Consider the following 15,916-nt stretch of genomic DNA (forward strand, 5'->3'; position numbering starts at 1 on the left):
CCATTTAGCAGTCCACAGACCTTTTTTCGGCGTCGATCAGCAGATTGCGGGGCGTCAGCTGGCGCTCGCAGAAGGTCCCCAGCCGAACGTCATACCCCTGTTCCTCAAGAAACATTGAATAATCCAGCACCACCCAAAGCTCCAGTGGCCGCCGAAACAGGTGGCGCACCAGCTCGTGGCGGCGCACTTCCTGCCGTCGCCGCTCGCCATAACGTTCCCAGACACCAAAGTCTGTGTCCCCGGGTAGTTCCAGCCCCCTATTGCCGGCTGCCCAGCGACAGAAGGTGGCAAAATCGCCGTTCGTCAGCCGCGTCGGGTGCGACGGCACCGGCAGGTAGGCATCCACGCCGCGAAGCTGCCGTTGAAGACCATCGAACCCGAGACGCCAACGACTGATCCTGCGGGTTTGCTCACGCACACGCTTCGGTGCGGTCACGGTTTCCCTGACGGCCAGTCGCAGCTCGTTGCGGGTCAGCTCCAAGCCATTTTTTGAAGCCCGGACGCGCCTGGAAAGAGGCTGGTAGTCCAACGCTTCCGTCAGGTGGTAGCAGCAAGGTGAAACGCTCACCCTTGGCAGGCCCTCGCCAGCCACCTTACGCATCAGCCTGCGATGAAGGTCACCACAAGCGTGAAGGGCAACACCGTGAGCGTCGGGCGGCATCGTCAGGTTCTCGGCCATGACATCCTGGCACTGCAGGGTAACCGCATCCCCGAACTTTCCGGCCAGGAGGTTGCCATCGTCCACCAGGGTCGCGTTCCATTCAAACCCGGTTACGTCACCCCCGCACAGGGGTGCCAGGGTTCTGGCCAGGTGGCCCTTGCCGCAACACCAGTCCAGTACGCTGTGCTTCAAGGGTTGGATAGCGCTTGCAAAGGCACCGGCCTGAAGCCGCTTACGCCCGGGCATATCCGTTGCCCGGACCTCAGGCAAGGTGTTCTGATCGGCGGATTCGATGGCAAGTGGCTGAATGTCGGTCAGCTCACCGAACTCCCGGAAAGAAGGCAGCTCCACGGCCACCCATTCAGCCAGCGCGACAGGATCATCGTCCCATTGCACACAGTCGCTGTCAGAGAGCCGGGCAACCCGGTCCGCCAATGCCGGCCAGTTCTTCGTCCAGGCCGGGCTCGGGTCAGCGAATGGCGCCGGTTGCCAGAACTCACGATGCTGCGCCAGCCAATCGTTCAAGCGCTGCCAGCGCCGATAAAAAGCGTCAGCGCGGTGATGTGAACTCGCCGCCGAAGGTAACGTCACTCGGAAAATCGCCCAGGCCGAAAAGCATCCAGGCACACCGACGGCGCCTCCCCATCAATCAACTGGGAAATCACCGAAGCGCTGCCCGCCGACAGGGTCCAGCCAAAGGTGCCGTGCCCGGTGTTGAGGAACAGGTTCTCCCGGGGGCCTCGACCGATGATGGCAGGACCGTCCGGAGTCATGGGGCGAAAACCGGTCCAGGTCTCGGCGGCCTCCAGATCGGCGCAACCGGGAAAACGGGATTCCACGGACTTTCGAATGGTCGCCAGCCGGGCTTCCGGAATGTCGCGGTTGAAGTCGTCCAATTCCACAAAGCCGGAGGCGCGTAGTCTCTCTCCCAGACGGGTCGAGACCACTTTGTAGTTGTCATCGTGGATGGTCGACACCGGCGCGCGGCCAGGGTCTTTCAAGGGCACCGTAAAGCTGTAGCCCTTCACCGGGTAGATCGGCAACTCAAGCCCCAGGGGACGGGTAAGATGCCCCGACCAGCAACCGGCACTGACAACCACAGCGTCTGCCTCAAGGGTTTCCGATGTGCCATCGTCCTTGCGGATGGTCACCCCCGTTACCCGCCGATCATCAGCCACCAAATGTTCGGTTTCCGTGTTGTAGCGGAACTGCACCCCCTTCGTTTCGCAGGCCTTGGCCAGTTCACGGGAGAACAGATGACAATCACCGGTGCCATCCGTGTCATAGCTCAGGGCGCCGTAGAGTGGGCCATCCCCGATCATGCCGGGCTCTGCTTCGCGAACCTGTTCAGGAGTGAGCAATCGGGAGGGGATACCCAGTTCGTCGAGCAACCGCTGGGTTTCGCGGTAGTTTTCCAGGGTTTCCGGGGTGCTGGCAAGGTGAAGCAGGCCCTGGTGGCCGCCGTCGAACGGCAGATCAAGCTCCTTTTCAAGGGCCAGGAAGCGTTCACGGCTATGAATACCAAGGCGTATCATGGCGCGCTTGTTCAGGCCAAACAGGCCAGGCGACCAGGCGTAGCGCAGCGTTGCGAACATAAACCGCAAGGTTTCCATGGATGGCGGCACCGACATTTTCAGCGGGCCGTCCTTCTTGAATAACCAGGGGATGGCCTTCAACACCATGGATGGGTCTGCCCATGGATAGACCACCCCGTAGGAGCGCTGGGCGGCGTTGCCTTTGCTGGTTTCATTCCCAGCCGCGCTGTGACGTTCCAGCACGGTTACCTGATGGCCCCGGCTTTGCAGCTCATACGCCGTGGTTACGCCAACCACGCCGGCACCAACAACAATGATGTGCATGCACTTCTCCCTATGACAGCAATGTAGGTCAACAATCGAACAAGCTGATAAACTACTGTGACAAAGTTCTCAGGATAGCAGCCAACGCTTTGGTTGCGATGGAGTGAAGTAACCGCCAATGAGCAAGAAACGTCGCGACATTCCCGTTTTCGATCAACCGATTATCGAAACCCACTGCCATCTGGATTACCTCAAGGATCGCCCCCTGGCGGAAACCCTGGCCGAAGCGCAGCGGGTCAATATCGAACGTGTGATCACCATCGCTGTGTCACCGGACAATCTGGCTACCGTGCGTGAACTGAGCCAAACAGCCCCCTGGGTGTATGGCACGCAAGGGGTACACCCCCACGATGCCGAACAGTATTCCGATGCCGCCGAGGCGGAAATCCGCGCGCACGCTGGCGACGACAAGATCGTGGCAGTGGGCGAAATTGGCCTGGACTACTTTTACGACAACGCAGACCGGGACGTTCAGCGTGACGTGTTCCGCCGCCAGTTGCAGATCGCCTGTGACACCGACCGGCCCGTGGTCATCCACAGCCGCGAGGCCGATGACGACACCATCGACATCCTGAAGGAGTTCGAAGGTACTCTTAAGCGCCGCGGCGTCATCCACAGTTTCACGTCAGGCCCGGGGCTGGCGCAATACGCATTGGACGAAGGCTGGTGCCTGGGCTTTAACGGCATCACCACCTTCAACAAAGCCGAAAACGTGCGTGACATTGTGCGTATGGCACCCATCGAGCAGATCCTGCTGGAGACGGATTCACCGTTCCTGACCCCGGTTCCCTATCGCGGCAAGGAAAATGCACCTTTCTACATACCATTTGTTGCCGAGAAAATCGCCGAGGTGAAACAACTACCGCTGGAGAACGTACTGGCTACAACCTATGACAACAGCCTGAGAACGTTCTTCCAGCCGCGATGATCAAACGCATCCCCGTCTCCGCGCTCAAGGTCGGCATGTACATCACCGACCTGAACAACGACTGGATTCCTCACAACACCCAGCGCCGTCGCGGCGTGATCAAAAAAGAGGACACCGTTGAAAAAATCCGCCGGATGGGGGTGGACTACGTCTACATCGATGTCTCCAAGGGCCTGGATTCCCAGGATTCGGAACCAGCCCACGAAGTCGATCGCCGCAACGAGTCCGCGCTGCAGCGCGCCGGCGAACAGACTCCCGGCGTTTTCAAACGGGTAGCAGTGGCCGAGGAAATGGTGTTCGCCCAGCAGGTGCACAACCAGGCTCAGGGGCTGGTCGGCAACCTGATGAACAGCGTGAAGCTTGAAGGGGCCATCGACATAGCCCCCATTCACCAACTGGCTGACGAGCTCCAGAGCTCTATCTTGCGCAACGCCAATGCCCTCAGTTGCCTGGGCCGTATCCGTGAGAAGGATAACTATCTGCTGGAGCATTCGGTCAATCTCAGCGTGCTGATGTCCCTGTTTGGCAACTACCGCAAGCTGCCTTCGGAGGCGCTACACCAAACCATTGTTGGTGCACTGCTCCATGACATCGGCAAAATCCTGACGCCGGACGACATTCTCCACAAGCCGGGACGGCTAACGCCAGAAGAGTTTGAGGTCATGAAAGCCCATGCGAGGCATTCGCGGGATATTCTCAAGGCAACAGAGGGTATTGGCGAACTGGCCATCGTTACTGCCGCAGAGCACCATGAGCGCCTGGACGGCAGTGGCTACCCCGAGGGTCTGAAAGGCGAGGAAATCTCCGTGTACGGTCGTATGGTGGCCATTACCGATGTGTACGACGCCATTACCTCAGACCGCGTCTATCACAAGGGCATGACCCCGACCCAGGGCCTGAAGAAACTGCTGGAGTGGAGCGGCAGCCATCTGGACGCCGCCCTGGTGAAAGAGTTTATTCGTTGTGTGGGGCTCTACCCCATTGGCTCACTAGTGCTTCTGGAAAGCGGCCGGCTCGGTGTCGTCATCGAGACCAACGACGAGGACCAGCGATTGCCCGTGCTGCGCGTGATGTATGACACCCGTTTTCGCATGCCCATCACCGTTGACACCCTGAACCTGGCGAAACCGGGTACCCAGGACCGGATTCTGCGTTCCGTGGACCCGGAAGACTACAAGATCGACGTCAGAAAGTTCCTGCTCTGAAACATCACCCTCCCATGGACAGGAACACGGCCATCAGGATGGGAGACAGGAACGACAGGATAAACCCCGACGCAATCGCCACGGGCACGCAGTCCAGGCCGCCACTGCTGCGAATCACAGGCAGGGTGAAGTCCATGGCAGTCGCCCCCCCATAGCCGATGGCCATGGCCGGTCGCTGGCCAATTAACAGCGGAATAATCGCAAGCGCAATAATCTCCCGGATCACATCATTGAGAAAGGCGACACCGCCCCAGGACGGCCCCAGGGCATCGCCAATCACAATACCGGACAGGGAATACCAGCCAAACCCGGACGCCAGTGCCAACGACTCATGCCAGGCGGCGTCCAGCAAAGGCACCATTGCGAAACCAGCGAGCAGAGAGCTCCCGGCCAGCGCTAACGCAATGCCCAACCCCTGTCGGTTGAGCAGCAGCCGACGAAGGGACAGGCCGGCATTGCGCAGTTGCAGGCCAATCAGAAACAGCAGCAACATTAGCGACCAGGTCGCCACGTCTTCGGCCATGGGCATATCCGGCAGCCAGTAGAAACCGGCCAAACCACCCACCACAACCGCCAACAGTGGCTTCAACCCCGCCAGGAAAAGGCGACGATAGCCACGAGGCTGGTCCACATGATCCTCCCGCGCTGCCATCGGCTGCCAACGGTGAAACAGCCACAGCCCCGCCATGTTGGCCACAAACAGTACCACCACGAGCACGGCAACCTGGGACGCCATATTGGCCAACTGGCCACCAACGCCTTCCATCTGCCCGAGGCTCAGCCCCAAGAGTGCCAGGATAAAGTACACCAGCCCTTCAACGCCGTAGTGAATGGCCGTCATCAGATGGCGGTTCTCAAGTGCCAGGGCAAAACCCAGGAAAAGCGGTGCCAGGATCAGCAGTGCGCCGGTCAGCATGAAGTCCTCGAAAAAAGTGTATTGGGGAGGAGAAGATCAGCCGATAGGTTCGTACTGATCGGGATCAAAATGAAACTTGCCTGCACTGGCATCGCGATCGGTTCGAATGGTGCGCGCTAGGCGCTGGGCCATCACCGACCAGACCACATAGTCGTTGGGTTGGGGCTGGTAATCCTGCCCCATCAGCGCGCCCGCAACACTGCGCAACACCGCTTCCGCCTGGGAAATGGAACGATAGGGGCCCTGGCAGCGATGTTTTTCTGGTTGGCCGTCCACCGAACCACTGAGTGCCACCAACGCCCAGATGTCCTCACCGACGGGTTTGATGAACAATTCAACCCGGCGCTGTTCCCGGACCATAACCAATGCCCGTAGCGGGCCACGCCCATGAAAGTAATGCAGTTTCACGGCCTTATTCCAGGAGTTTCAGTGAAGTACATGCCCGGACCTGTCCTGCACCAGCACCCAGGGCGCAATCACCACTGCCCAGAGTTCCGTGTTCTCGTCATACCAGTGGCGGGCAAGATCCGGAGCGACATCGCCCACTTTGTTATCGGCCAACCAACGCTCAAACTGGGCCTTGTTGTCCGCTGACAGTTCTGCCGCCACATCCAGCAGGTCCAGTTCCGGGACCACTTTCACGACATGACCACGGGCATAATACACCTGCAGGTCATGCCAATTAATCCGGGACGTTTCCAGATTCAGCTTGTGTTTCAGTTCCTCTGGCGATTCTTTCGCAACCATGTTCACACCTTGGACGTCCATATTTCACGTATCTGATCGGCAAGAGTCATGGGGTCGAACGGTTTGGGTATCACGTCAACCGCTCCCAATTCCCTGTAGAACGCCACCTCTTCAGTTTGCACCTTAGCGGTCATGAACACCACAGGTGTCGCGCTCAATGCCGGAATTTCCCGTAACGCCTGAAACGTAGTCGGGCCATCCATACCCGGCATCATAACATCCAGCAGGATCAGTTCGGGGTCAAAATCCGGACCCTCAACAAGCGCCTCCTGACCGGAGCTGCAGCTCTTTACTGAAAACCCCCCAACGGTTTCCAGTGCCAGCTCCGCCACGGCCCTGATGTCGGCATCGTCCTCCACATAAAGAATTCGCTGAAGCTCTCCGACCGGGCTAGCCATCGTCTGTACCTCTCTCATGGTTATCCACCCCCAGTCTGCGCAGCAAGCGCAAACATTCCTCGCCCTGATTCTGCCCATCCGCTATCAAGGCGGAGGCACGCATAACCAGTTTTGAATCGCTCGTGGCATCACGCGGCAGAAAATGAACTGCGCCAATCAGCTCTCTCAACTGCAAAGGCAGATGCCACTGCACTTTGAGACGATTCCCATAACTCTGAGCCCAGGCCGTTAACCCGCTTTCAATCTGTTCATCAGAAACCTGGCCTTTGCGATCCAGGCATTGCTGCATCACCTTGAGCACCGCCAGTTCGCCGACCCGGCTGAGCAGGGCCGCCGTGTGCACATCGGATTGATCGATTCCGATACGTAACGCAATTCGTACGGCTTCCTGGGCTACCTTCTCGGCGGTTTCGAGAAAGACAGTCGCTCTTTCCGCCAAACGGGTATCGCGCAACTGGCCGCATATATCCAGCGACATGGCCATCGCGTGCCGCAAGGCCATATCCACACCCATGGTGGCAATCCCGTCACGCAGACTGCGGACCGGCTCACCGGTTTTCTGGAACGAGGCGCTGTTGGCCACGTCAAGCAGACGGGTTGTCAACGCAACCTCGCCATGCCACCGCTCCGCGAGCTGCGATGGGGAGATATCCTGTTTTCGCGCCATCAATTCGAGAACCCGAGCCGTATCAATGGCGGAGGGCAGCTGAATAACGGACTCCACCGACGTCTGCAGCAGGTGCTCCAGATCAGGTTGAGACTCCCGATCAAAGTCTGCCGGGTCCACCAGTGCTGTCAGCCTTTCGTGCACCATCTCCACACTGAACGGTTTGCTGATATAGCCATTGATGCCGTAGCGTGCGGCTTTCAGAACCGAATCCCTGTCAGCCCGGCCGGAGATCATGACAATGGCGGTCTTGCTGCTCTTCTCACGGGCAGCGCGAATAACCTCAAGGCCCGAGCCATCCGGCAGATTCCAGTCGATGATCATCAGGTCAGAACCGTGTTGGGACCAATGTGCCAGAGCCCCCCTGACCGACGCCGTTACGAAAATATCAATACCCGGGTAAAGCCCGCCGACCACCGTTTCCAGCAGATCCGCCAGCAATGTGTCATCTTCCAGAATAAGTGCCTTCATAACGTTATGCTTCATCCCTGATGGAAAGTCGTCACGCCGTTACGGCCCCCTTTCTTTCGCTCATAAAGGGCCTGATCCGCTGCGTTGAGCGCATCACTACCGGACTCAAAAGCATCCAGCGCGGCAATACCCACGCTGAGGGTAACCGACAGGCTAGCACCATCATTGTTGAACGACAGGTCAGAGAATGCCTCGCAGATCTGAGTCATCACCAACCGCCCTTCCTGTATCGAGCACTCCGGCAAAACCACCACAAACTCCTCCCCGCCATACCGGCCGATCATGTCGGTGGAACGCAATCGTTGCCTGAGGAGGCTGGCAAGTGCCTTAATGACAATATCGCCCATTCTGTGCCCGTACTGATCATTCACTTTCTTGAAATGATCCAGGTCCAGCATGGCGACAACCGAAGACTGCGACAGTCGCTTGCAGCGGGCCTGTTCCTTATCAATTTCCTGCTTTATATACGAATGTTTCAACAGGCCCGTAAGGCTGTCCCGTATCAGCAGCTCGTTCAGTTGGCGGGCGCGATAGCAGCGGATCTGGGCGGCGCGTACAAGATAGCTGTCGGACACGGGCTTGGTCAGGAACTCATCCGCCCCTTTTGCCATGGCTTCGAGCTGAACCTGCTTATCCTGCTCAGACGACAGGTAGATGATCGGCAGGCTTACCCATTCGGGATCAAAACGAACCAGCTTTGCCACCGTCGGCCCGGAGTAATCTCCCATGCGAACGTCCAGCAGCATTATGTCAGGTGAGAATTCCGAAAGTTCCGACAACACCGTCTCGGGATTACTGATGGCGCGGACATTAAAGCCCGCTCCTTCCAGCACCGCCCGGTAGTGCCCAGCAAGATCTTCATCGTCATCCAGAATCAGGATTTTCCCGGAAACCGTCCGGCTCTGCTCACTGACCAAACGCTCGATGCTTTCCGTCAGTACGGTTGCATCAACCGGTTCCGTAATAAGTGCATCTGCCCCGGCATCCGCCAGGGCATACCGGTTTCGGAAATCATCCCTGCGTCCGATACAAATGAGCGGTGGTTTCAGTAAGCTGGCGCTCCCTGTCTTCTTATCGAGCGCCGCGGACACCTCAGAAAGCGCGTCCTCACCGGTCACCACAAGGGTCACTCCCGACATTCCGCTAAGGGAGAGGGTGGAGACCGCCTGGCGCGATATCGAAAAACCGTAATTTGAGAGTGCGTACTCCAGAAAAACCTGCGAACCTTCCGATAATCCACACAGGACAACCTGAATATCTGCGGCCGTCAGACTGTAATGATCATTTAAGTGCTCAGGATCGTTGGTACTGCGGGTTGTCGACACCGACGTTTCATCCAACAAAGAACGCAAGTGCCCTGCCTGCGTCAGAGTATCGATAACCTGTGGAGTTTCCTCGCCGGGAACCTCTGGGTCACCGTCGGCTTGCACCGGGTATTTTTCCACCAATGGCTTAAGGCGTTGTTCCAGCCTTCGTGCCTCCGCCCCCAATACCGCATACCCGAAGGTTCCGGCAGAACCGGCCAGACGATGAAGCAGTTGGTAGGCCGACATCACATCTTCACGCCGCAGTCGCTGCCCCTGAGCCCCCCCGGTTACCCTCGCAGCGACTTCGCTCAACTGATCGAGTTCCCCCTCCGCCTTACCACGGAAGCTGAGTCGCAATTGTGCGAGTTTATCCGCGATATCCGCTTTTGGATCTTTTCCCATAAAAGGTCTGAGGCCTCGATTTTTTACTAATATAACCGGTTCAACTAGGCTAATCTTCTTTCATCACAGAACATTATCCGGAAAAACGCAACAGAGAGGCACTTCATTGCGATCAGGCAAATCGCTCTCCCTTAGTAGTCGCGTAGCGATCATTATTGGCGGAGGCAGTCTTGTAACCGTCCTGGCCATTATTGCGATCGCCTATCAGGCCGTGGTACAGGACTTTGAAGACCTGCTCACCCACCGCCAGATTCTCGAAGCTGCAAGAACATCGGAGCAGGTCGACCAGAAGCTTCAGCTTCGACTGAATTCTCTGTCAGCGTTCGCCTCGCAATTTGCCGACGACGACCTTCCGGACCAGGCTGCCTTGGAGATAGCGCTGAATCGCCAAACGGCAATCCAGGATCTGTTTCCGGCGGCGCTTCTCATTTTTGATGAGAACGGATGTGCCGTGGCAGAAAATGTCTACGTCCCAAATCGTATTGGCACCTGCTATCTGGATCGCCCTCACTTCCAGGAAGCCCTGGAGAAACGAAAGCCTATTGTCAGCAAGCCTATTATCGGGCGAACCACTGGCAGGCCCCTGCTCTCCTTTCTGGCACCCATCGAAACGGATGAAGGGGACTTGCTTGGATTCGCAGGCGGCACCCTGGATCTGGGCAAGACCACTCTATTACCCGAAAAACGCAACATGGGTTTGTATGGATCCCAGGGTATCGAGAAAATCATCGACACGGAAAACTTTCTGTACGTGGATTCCGGCAAGGGCTCCCAGAACATCGAACCCCTGCCGCCTCCTGGCGCAGATGCGCTGACAGACGCAGCGCTATCCGGCATCACGTTCGGACAGGTCAACGGCCAGGATGGTCAGCCCCTGATATACGCCACCAATCACCTGCAACGGCTGGGGTGGGTCTTCGTCCGCGCTGTTCCCTATGATCAGGCAACAACACCCGCCCGACAATCCTTTCTCCAGTTCTTCAGCATCAGCCTGCTGATCACACTGGTGATCGCCGCGTTAAGCTACCTGCTGGTCAAGAGCACCATGTCGCCACTGGACCGAATGACGACGCGTATAAAGCACATGGCTGAACAACCGGATTCTGCCATGCGGTTGGGCGAGTCCGGCATTCCGGAGGTCAGCAACCTGGCCGTGGCCTTCAATCGACTTCTGGAGGAACGTGACGGCCTGGACAGGCTCAAAGATCATTTCATGTCCTCGGTCAGCCACGAACTTCGTACGCCCCTGACGTCACTGACTGGCGCTCTGAAGCTGCTCTCTTCCGGCACCACCGGACCACTCAGCGAAAAAAGCCAGAGCATGGCAAACCTCGCCCTGAGAAATGGCGAGCGCCTGCAACTGCTGGTGGCGGATTTGCTCGACTTCAACAAACTGTCCGATGGCAGTCTCAAAGTGCGAATTCAAAGCGAAGCGATCCAACCGATACTTTACGGCACCGTTGAGGACAACAACACTATGGCTGCTGAACATCAGGTCCGGTTGATGTCAGACAGCGGTGAGCTACCACATCTACTCTGTGACAAGCACCGGCTGAGGCAGATTCTGGACAACTACGTCAGCAACGCCATCAAGTTCTCGCCCAAGAACGGAGTGGTCAGGATAAAAGCCCAGCTCCACTCACCGGAATACGTGAGAATCACCGTTAGTGATCAGGGCTCTGGAGTACCGGATTCTTTTGCCGACAGCGTGTTCAAACGATTCGCACAAGCCGAAACCGGTACTACTCGTTCGGTAAAGGGTACGGGGCTGGGGCTTGCCATTTGTGCCGAACTGGCAACGCTGATGCATGCAGAGGTTGGCTACTACAATGATCAGGGCGCGCATTTCTGGGTCGATATGCCCACATCCGGATCCGGTGAGGCATTGTCGACCGTCGCTGATGAGGAAACAGACTCGTGATAGCACCCGAAAGCCCATTGAATGAGGCGGTACGGCTTCTCGCGCTGAAGCGAACTCACCTGCTCGATACGTCACCAGAGGAGCGATTTGATCGCTTTACTCGCATGGCCAAACTGGCCTTCGACGTCCCCATTGCCCTGGTGTCACTGGTCGACGAAAAACGGCAATGGTTCAAATCCTGTCAGGGGCTGGAGGCCAGGGAGACCCCCAGGGACATCTCTTTCTGCGGCCACGCCATCCTCAGTGATCGTCTGTTCATTGTCGAGGACACCCACGAGGATTCACGATTTGCCGATAACCCGCTCGTTACCGGCCCGCCACACATTCGCTTCTACGCCGGTGCTCAACTCCGCAGCCATGAAGGTTATCGCCTGGGCACTCTCTGCATCATAGACACCCGGCCACGATCGCTCGACGGCGATCAACGCATGCTTTTGGAAGAGCTGGCCCGATGTGTCGATGAAGAGATCAATGACTTCGAAGCGAGTAAATCCCGCCAGGAACAGCTCGAGAAGACCCGGATTCTGAGTGCACTGAACAACCTGACGGTGGACGCCTCCGCGCCCCTGGAACAAAAAATAGACATGGCCCTGGATCTGGGGCGCCAACACCTTGAACTGGAAACCGGCATCGTCAGCGAAATCACCACCGATGTCTATACGGTTCGCTGGTTCAGAGCGCCGGACGACTCTCCACTGGAGGCCGGCCTGTCACTACCGGTGGAGCAAACCTATTGCGCACTGATGCTCGCAAAAGGCGACCATCTGGCGATCAGCCATATGGGCGACTCCCGCTATCGCCACCAGTCCTGCTATGCCCAAATGGGCCTTGAGAGCTATATTGCGGCGCCCATAGAGTTTGATGGCAAGCTCTTCGGCACGCTTAATTTTTCCTCGGTATCGCCAAGATCCAGACCGTTCACGGATCTGGATCGCCTGTTTATCGTGTGGCTGGCACAGTGGATGGCAGCCCTTCTCCAGCAACATTCCCATGAGGATACGCTGCGAAAGCTGTCCGAAAACGTGCCTGGAATGCTTTATCAGTATCAGGTACTCCAGGATGGTGAGTCGAGGTTCCTCTACAGCAGCGACGGCATACGTGATATTTACGGCGTTTCTCCGGAGGCTGTTATAGAGGATGCCAGCATTGCCTTTGATGCCATACACCCCGACGACATTGAATATGTAGCCGCTTCCATCGACCGTTCCCAGGAGGCACTGGCGGTTTGGGAGTCCGAGTTTCGGGTCAGAGCTCCGGATGGGAACTGGATTTGGGTCGAGGGCCGGGCCACGCCGGAACGGCGCCCGGACGGTAGCGTCATCTGGCATGGGTTTCTCGCCAACGTCGATGAAAAGAAGCGCTCGCAGCTTGCACTCGCGGAACGAGAGCAACTGCTGCGTACCTTATTCGAACTGTCACCGATTGGCATTCTTCTGACCAGTTTCAGAAGCGGACAGAACTTTGATGTTAACGCGGCACTGTTGGAGTACAGCGGTTACTCACACGCCGAGTTCCTGGCACTGAACTACTGGGACGTCACTCCCGAGGACTACGCCGAGCAAACGCAGCAGGCCATCACTGATTTGAAAGAACACGGGCGGTTCGGCCCCGTGGAGCAGGAGTTTATCCGCAAGGATGGCACCCGGTTCCCGATTCTCTTCCAGGGCGTTCTGGTGGAGCGTGCCGACAACGAACCACTGGTGTGGTCGCTGGTTGAGGATATATCAGAGCGCCGCAAGGTTGACCGAATGAAAAACGAGTTCATCTCCACCGTGAGCCATGAACTACGAACTCCCCTGACGTCCATATCAGGCTCCCTTGGGTTGATCGCGGGCGGGGTTTTTGGCCATCTACCTGAAAAAGTCAAAGCCATGGTGGCTATCGCAGCCCGCAACAGCGACCAACTAAAGCATCTGATTGATGATCTGCTGGATATGGAAAAGCTGGTCTCCGGAAAAATGGAACTGCGGATGCACAGCGAGAACATCAGCGCGATCATTCAGGACAGCCTGGATCGAACATCAACCTACGCGGTTGATCGGCAAATCTCACTTCGGTTCGAAAATCACCATCCCTGGGTCAAAGCCGCTATCGATGCCCGGCGCCTGGGCCAGGCACTCGACAACCTGCTGTCCAACGCCATCAAGTTTTCTCCGCCGGAGGCCGAGGTTGTCATACTGACACACCTTCATGACGGCCTTTTTCGCATCGAAGTCACGGACTATGGCACAGGCATACCGGAAGCCTTCCGAGCCAGGATATTCGAAAAGTTCGCCCAGGCTGACAGCTCCGATACCCGAGGCCGTGGCGGTACGGGCCTCGGGCTGGCCATTACCCGGGAGATCATGTCGCAAATGGGCGGCGGCGTGGGGTTCAAATCCACCGAGGGATACGGCTCGACGTTCTGGCTGGACATCAAACCCGATGAGAGTGACAAACCCGATGAGAGTGACGAGTAATCGATAGTGGCGGCACAAACGCGGGCTAACGTGTTTCATCGTTTGATCTGGGCTTCAAGGCTGGGCGTTCTGCTGTTGGTCATTGTAGTCGCGGTTTCCCTTGATGCATCCAGCTCTTCCAGCCACCGCAACGATGTCCGTCAGCAGTGGCAGGAAAAAACGGATGAGATAAGCCTCAAGCTGCAAAGTGCCATACTGCAGAACATCCAGACCGTGTGGGGACTGGCCGCCAACGTCGCGATACAACCCGATATCGACGGCCAACGCTTCCGGGAACTGGCTTCGGTCATCTTCAGCCTTGCACCGGAACTCCGAAACATCGGACTGGCTCCGGATTTCGTGATTCGCCATGTCTACCCACTGGCCGGCAATGAGGCTGCGATCGGTCTCGACCTGACCGCACAGAGCTTGTCGCAAGATCAGATCAAGATGCTGCTCAACACCCGTCGCGTGGTGTTCACCGGCCCTATTGATCTGGTTCAGGGCGGGCAGGGGCTGGCGGGGCGTGTTCCCATATTCGAACAGGCCTCGGGCGATTTCTGGGGGGTTATTTCAGTGATACTGGACCTTCAGAAACTGTACTCGTCGATAGGGCTGGATACGTTGCAAGACGACTTCAATGTAGCGATCTCGTCGTCGGCCGACGTTAATGACACTCAGTCGGTTTTTTTCTCCACACGCCCCTTTCAATGGGAAGATCCAGTCACCAGCACGATTCGCATGAGAGGCGCTACCTGGGTGGTGTTTGCCGAACCAGTCGGGGGCTGGCCAAACCACCCCAGTCAGCCCTGGATATTTCGTGGCAGCCTGTTCGCGATGCTGGTCATTGTCAGCGGTGCTGTTTTCTGGCTCACCAGCCTGATGTCACGGGATCGCGAAATGCAGCGGCGGCTCTGGGGACTCTTCGAACTGGCCCCCATGGGCATCGGGCTGTTCAGTGTCACCTCCAATCGACTGCTCCGGGCAAACCCAACGTTCGAAAACCAGTTTGGCAGATCCGTCCAGTCACTGGATTTCTTCGACCAACCGCTTGATGTCCATGGAGAGCCGCTGGCCAACAGGCCCGGGGTTCAGGAAACCCTTCGGGAACATGCCAGACTCAGCGGCCTCGAAGGCTACTTCATGACGCCAGGGCAGGAACTGGCCCCCGTCATGCTCCACGGGCTGCAACTGGACGATTACGGCAACGAACCCGTTGTCTGGCTGATCACCGAGGACATTTCAGAGCGGAAGAAAGTCGACCACCTGAAGAACGAGTTCATTTCCACTGTCAGCCACGAGCTTCGCACCCCACTGACCTCGATTTCCGGCTCCCTCGGGCTACTGGCCAACAATGCCGTCGGCGAGCTGCCGGAGAAGGCCTCGAAACTGGCGCACATCGCCTATCGGAACAGCCAACAGCTTACGTTCCTGATCAACGACTTACTCGATATGGAAAAGCTTGTGGCCGGCAAAATGCCCTTCCGTAGCGAACACCATGCTCTGCAAAATCTTGTTCACGAGAGTGTTGAAAACATCGCAACCTTTGCCCAACAGCGAGACATTCATCTTCAGGTGGCTGAACTGCCAGCCGTGACAGTTCATGTGGATCGTCAGCGCCTGAACCAGGCCATCACCAACCTGTTGTCCAACGCCATCAAGTTTTCTCCGGCAGGGTCCTCCGTCGACATTTTCGCCAGCCAGCGCGGAGAGTCGGTTCGGCTGTGTATCAGAGACCATGGTGAGGGCGTCGCCCCGCATTTTCGGGAGCATATTTTTAAGAAATTCTCACAAGCTGATTCGTCGGACCGAAGAGCCAGTGGCGGAACCGGGCTCGGTCTGGCCATCACACGGGAGCTGATGGCGCGTATGAAGGGCACGGTGGACTATGAATCCGTTCCGGGCGAGGGGGCTACGTTCTGGCTGGAACTGCCAGTGGCGGGGTAATGGGTAACTGAGTATTGAGAGGCCCGGCAGGTTGCCCTGCCAGACCAAC

The 15,916-nt window shown here is 57.5% G+C and carries 13 protein-coding genes; 5 read left to right on the forward strand and 8 right to left on the reverse strand.

The annotated features are described in order from the left end of the window. Positions 1-4 precede the first annotated feature (4 nt). Both JJO78_RS15265 and JJO78_RS15270 read right to left on the reverse strand, forming a co-directional pair. A complete protein-coding gene (locus JJO78_RS15265) occupies positions 5-1,252 on the reverse strand; it encodes a methyltransferase (RefSeq protein WP_075195633.1) in 1,248 nt (415 codons plus the stop codon). Continuing rightward, positions 1,249-2,520, reverse strand: a complete 1,272-nt coding sequence (locus tag JJO78_RS15270) for a D-amino acid dehydrogenase (protein ID WP_075195632.1) — start codon at positions 2,518-2,520, stop codon at positions 1,249-1,251. The genes JJO78_RS15265 and JJO78_RS15270 overlap by 4 nt, the downstream gene beginning before the upstream one ends. Positions 2,521-2,638: 118 nt before the next feature. On the opposite strand from JJO78_RS15270, the gene JJO78_RS15275 reads away from it, so the two are divergent. Further along, positions 2,639-3,448, forward strand: coding sequence for a TatD family hydrolase (locus JJO78_RS15275; protein ID WP_036211116.1), 810 nt, complete (start codon positions 2,639-2,641; stop codon positions 3,446-3,448). Continuing rightward, positions 3,445-4,653: an HD-GYP domain-containing protein gene (locus JJO78_RS15280; RefSeq protein ID WP_041332477.1), complete on the forward strand. Its 1,209-nt coding sequence runs from the start codon at positions 3,445-3,447 to the stop codon at positions 4,651-4,653. Before JJO78_RS15275 ends, JJO78_RS15280 begins: the two co-directional genes overlap by 4 nt. A 4-nt stretch (positions 4,654-4,657) precedes the next feature. Here JJO78_RS15280 and JJO78_RS15285 read toward each other — a convergent pair whose 3' ends face one another. From JJO78_RS15285 to JJO78_RS15310, 6 genes are read right to left on the reverse strand one after another with little or no spacing between them, the layout of a single operon-like run. Further along, a complete protein-coding gene (locus tag JJO78_RS15285; protein ID WP_041332476.1) occupies positions 4,658-5,569 on the reverse strand; it encodes a lysine exporter LysO family protein in 912 nt (303 codons plus the stop codon). A 36-nt stretch (positions 5,570-5,605) separates the two neighbouring features. After that, the gene (locus JJO78_RS15290) at positions 5,606-5,977 is read right to left on the reverse strand and encodes a PA4575 family protein (protein WP_036211122.1); all 372 of its coding nucleotides are present in this window, start codon (positions 5,975-5,977) and stop codon (positions 5,606-5,608) included. 18 nt (positions 5,978-5,995) lie between these two features. After that, positions 5,996-6,316, reverse strand: coding sequence for a DUF2288 domain-containing protein (locus JJO78_RS15295; RefSeq protein WP_036211125.1), 321 nt, complete (start codon positions 6,314-6,316; stop codon positions 5,996-5,998). A gap of 2 nt (positions 6,317-6,318) precedes the next feature. Beyond that, the gene (locus JJO78_RS15300; protein WP_075195631.1) at positions 6,319-6,714 is read right to left on the reverse strand and encodes a response regulator; all 396 of its coding nucleotides are present in this window, start codon (positions 6,712-6,714) and stop codon (positions 6,319-6,321) included. Beyond that, positions 6,707-7,852 carry a response regulator gene (locus JJO78_RS15305; RefSeq protein WP_075195648.1) on the reverse strand — a complete coding sequence of 382 codons (1,146 nt, stop codon included), beginning with the start codon at positions 7,850-7,852 and terminating at the stop codon, positions 6,707-6,709. Before JJO78_RS15305 ends, JJO78_RS15300 begins: the two co-directional genes overlap by 8 nt. Positions 7,853-7,863: 11 nt before the next feature. Next, positions 7,864-9,561 carry a diguanylate cyclase gene (locus JJO78_RS15310; RefSeq protein WP_199480345.1) on the reverse strand — a complete coding sequence of 566 codons (1,698 nt, stop codon included), beginning with the start codon at positions 9,559-9,561 and terminating at the stop codon, positions 7,864-7,866. Positions 9,562-9,667: 106 nt separating this feature from the next. Between JJO78_RS15310 and JJO78_RS15315 the strand changes: the two genes are divergently transcribed. Genes JJO78_RS15315 through JJO78_RS15325 form a run of 3 tightly spaced genes read left to right on the forward strand, consistent with a single transcriptional unit; the run spans position 9,668 to position 15,867 of the window. Continuing rightward, positions 9,668-11,482, forward strand: coding sequence for a cache domain-containing sensor histidine kinase (locus JJO78_RS15315; RefSeq protein ID WP_273623994.1), 1,815 nt, complete (start codon positions 9,668-9,670; stop codon positions 11,480-11,482). Next, on the forward strand, positions 11,479-13,941 hold the full coding sequence (locus tag JJO78_RS15320; RefSeq protein WP_273623995.1) for a PAS domain S-box protein: 2,463 nt from the start codon (positions 11,479-11,481) through the stop codon (positions 13,939-13,941). Before JJO78_RS15315 ends, JJO78_RS15320 begins: the two co-directional genes overlap by 4 nt. A 6-nt stretch (positions 13,942-13,947) precedes the next feature. After that, positions 13,948-15,867 carry a sensor histidine kinase gene (locus JJO78_RS15325; protein ID WP_273623996.1) on the forward strand — a complete coding sequence of 640 codons (1,920 nt, stop codon included), beginning with the start codon at positions 13,948-13,950 and terminating at the stop codon, positions 15,865-15,867. The last annotated feature ends 49 nt before the right edge of the window (positions 15,868-15,916 follow it).

This window comes from Marinobacter sp. DS40M6 (genome assembly GCF_028581595.1).
Classification (GTDB): domain Bacteria; phylum Pseudomonadota; class Gammaproteobacteria; order Pseudomonadales; family Oleiphilaceae; genus Marinobacter; species Marinobacter salarius.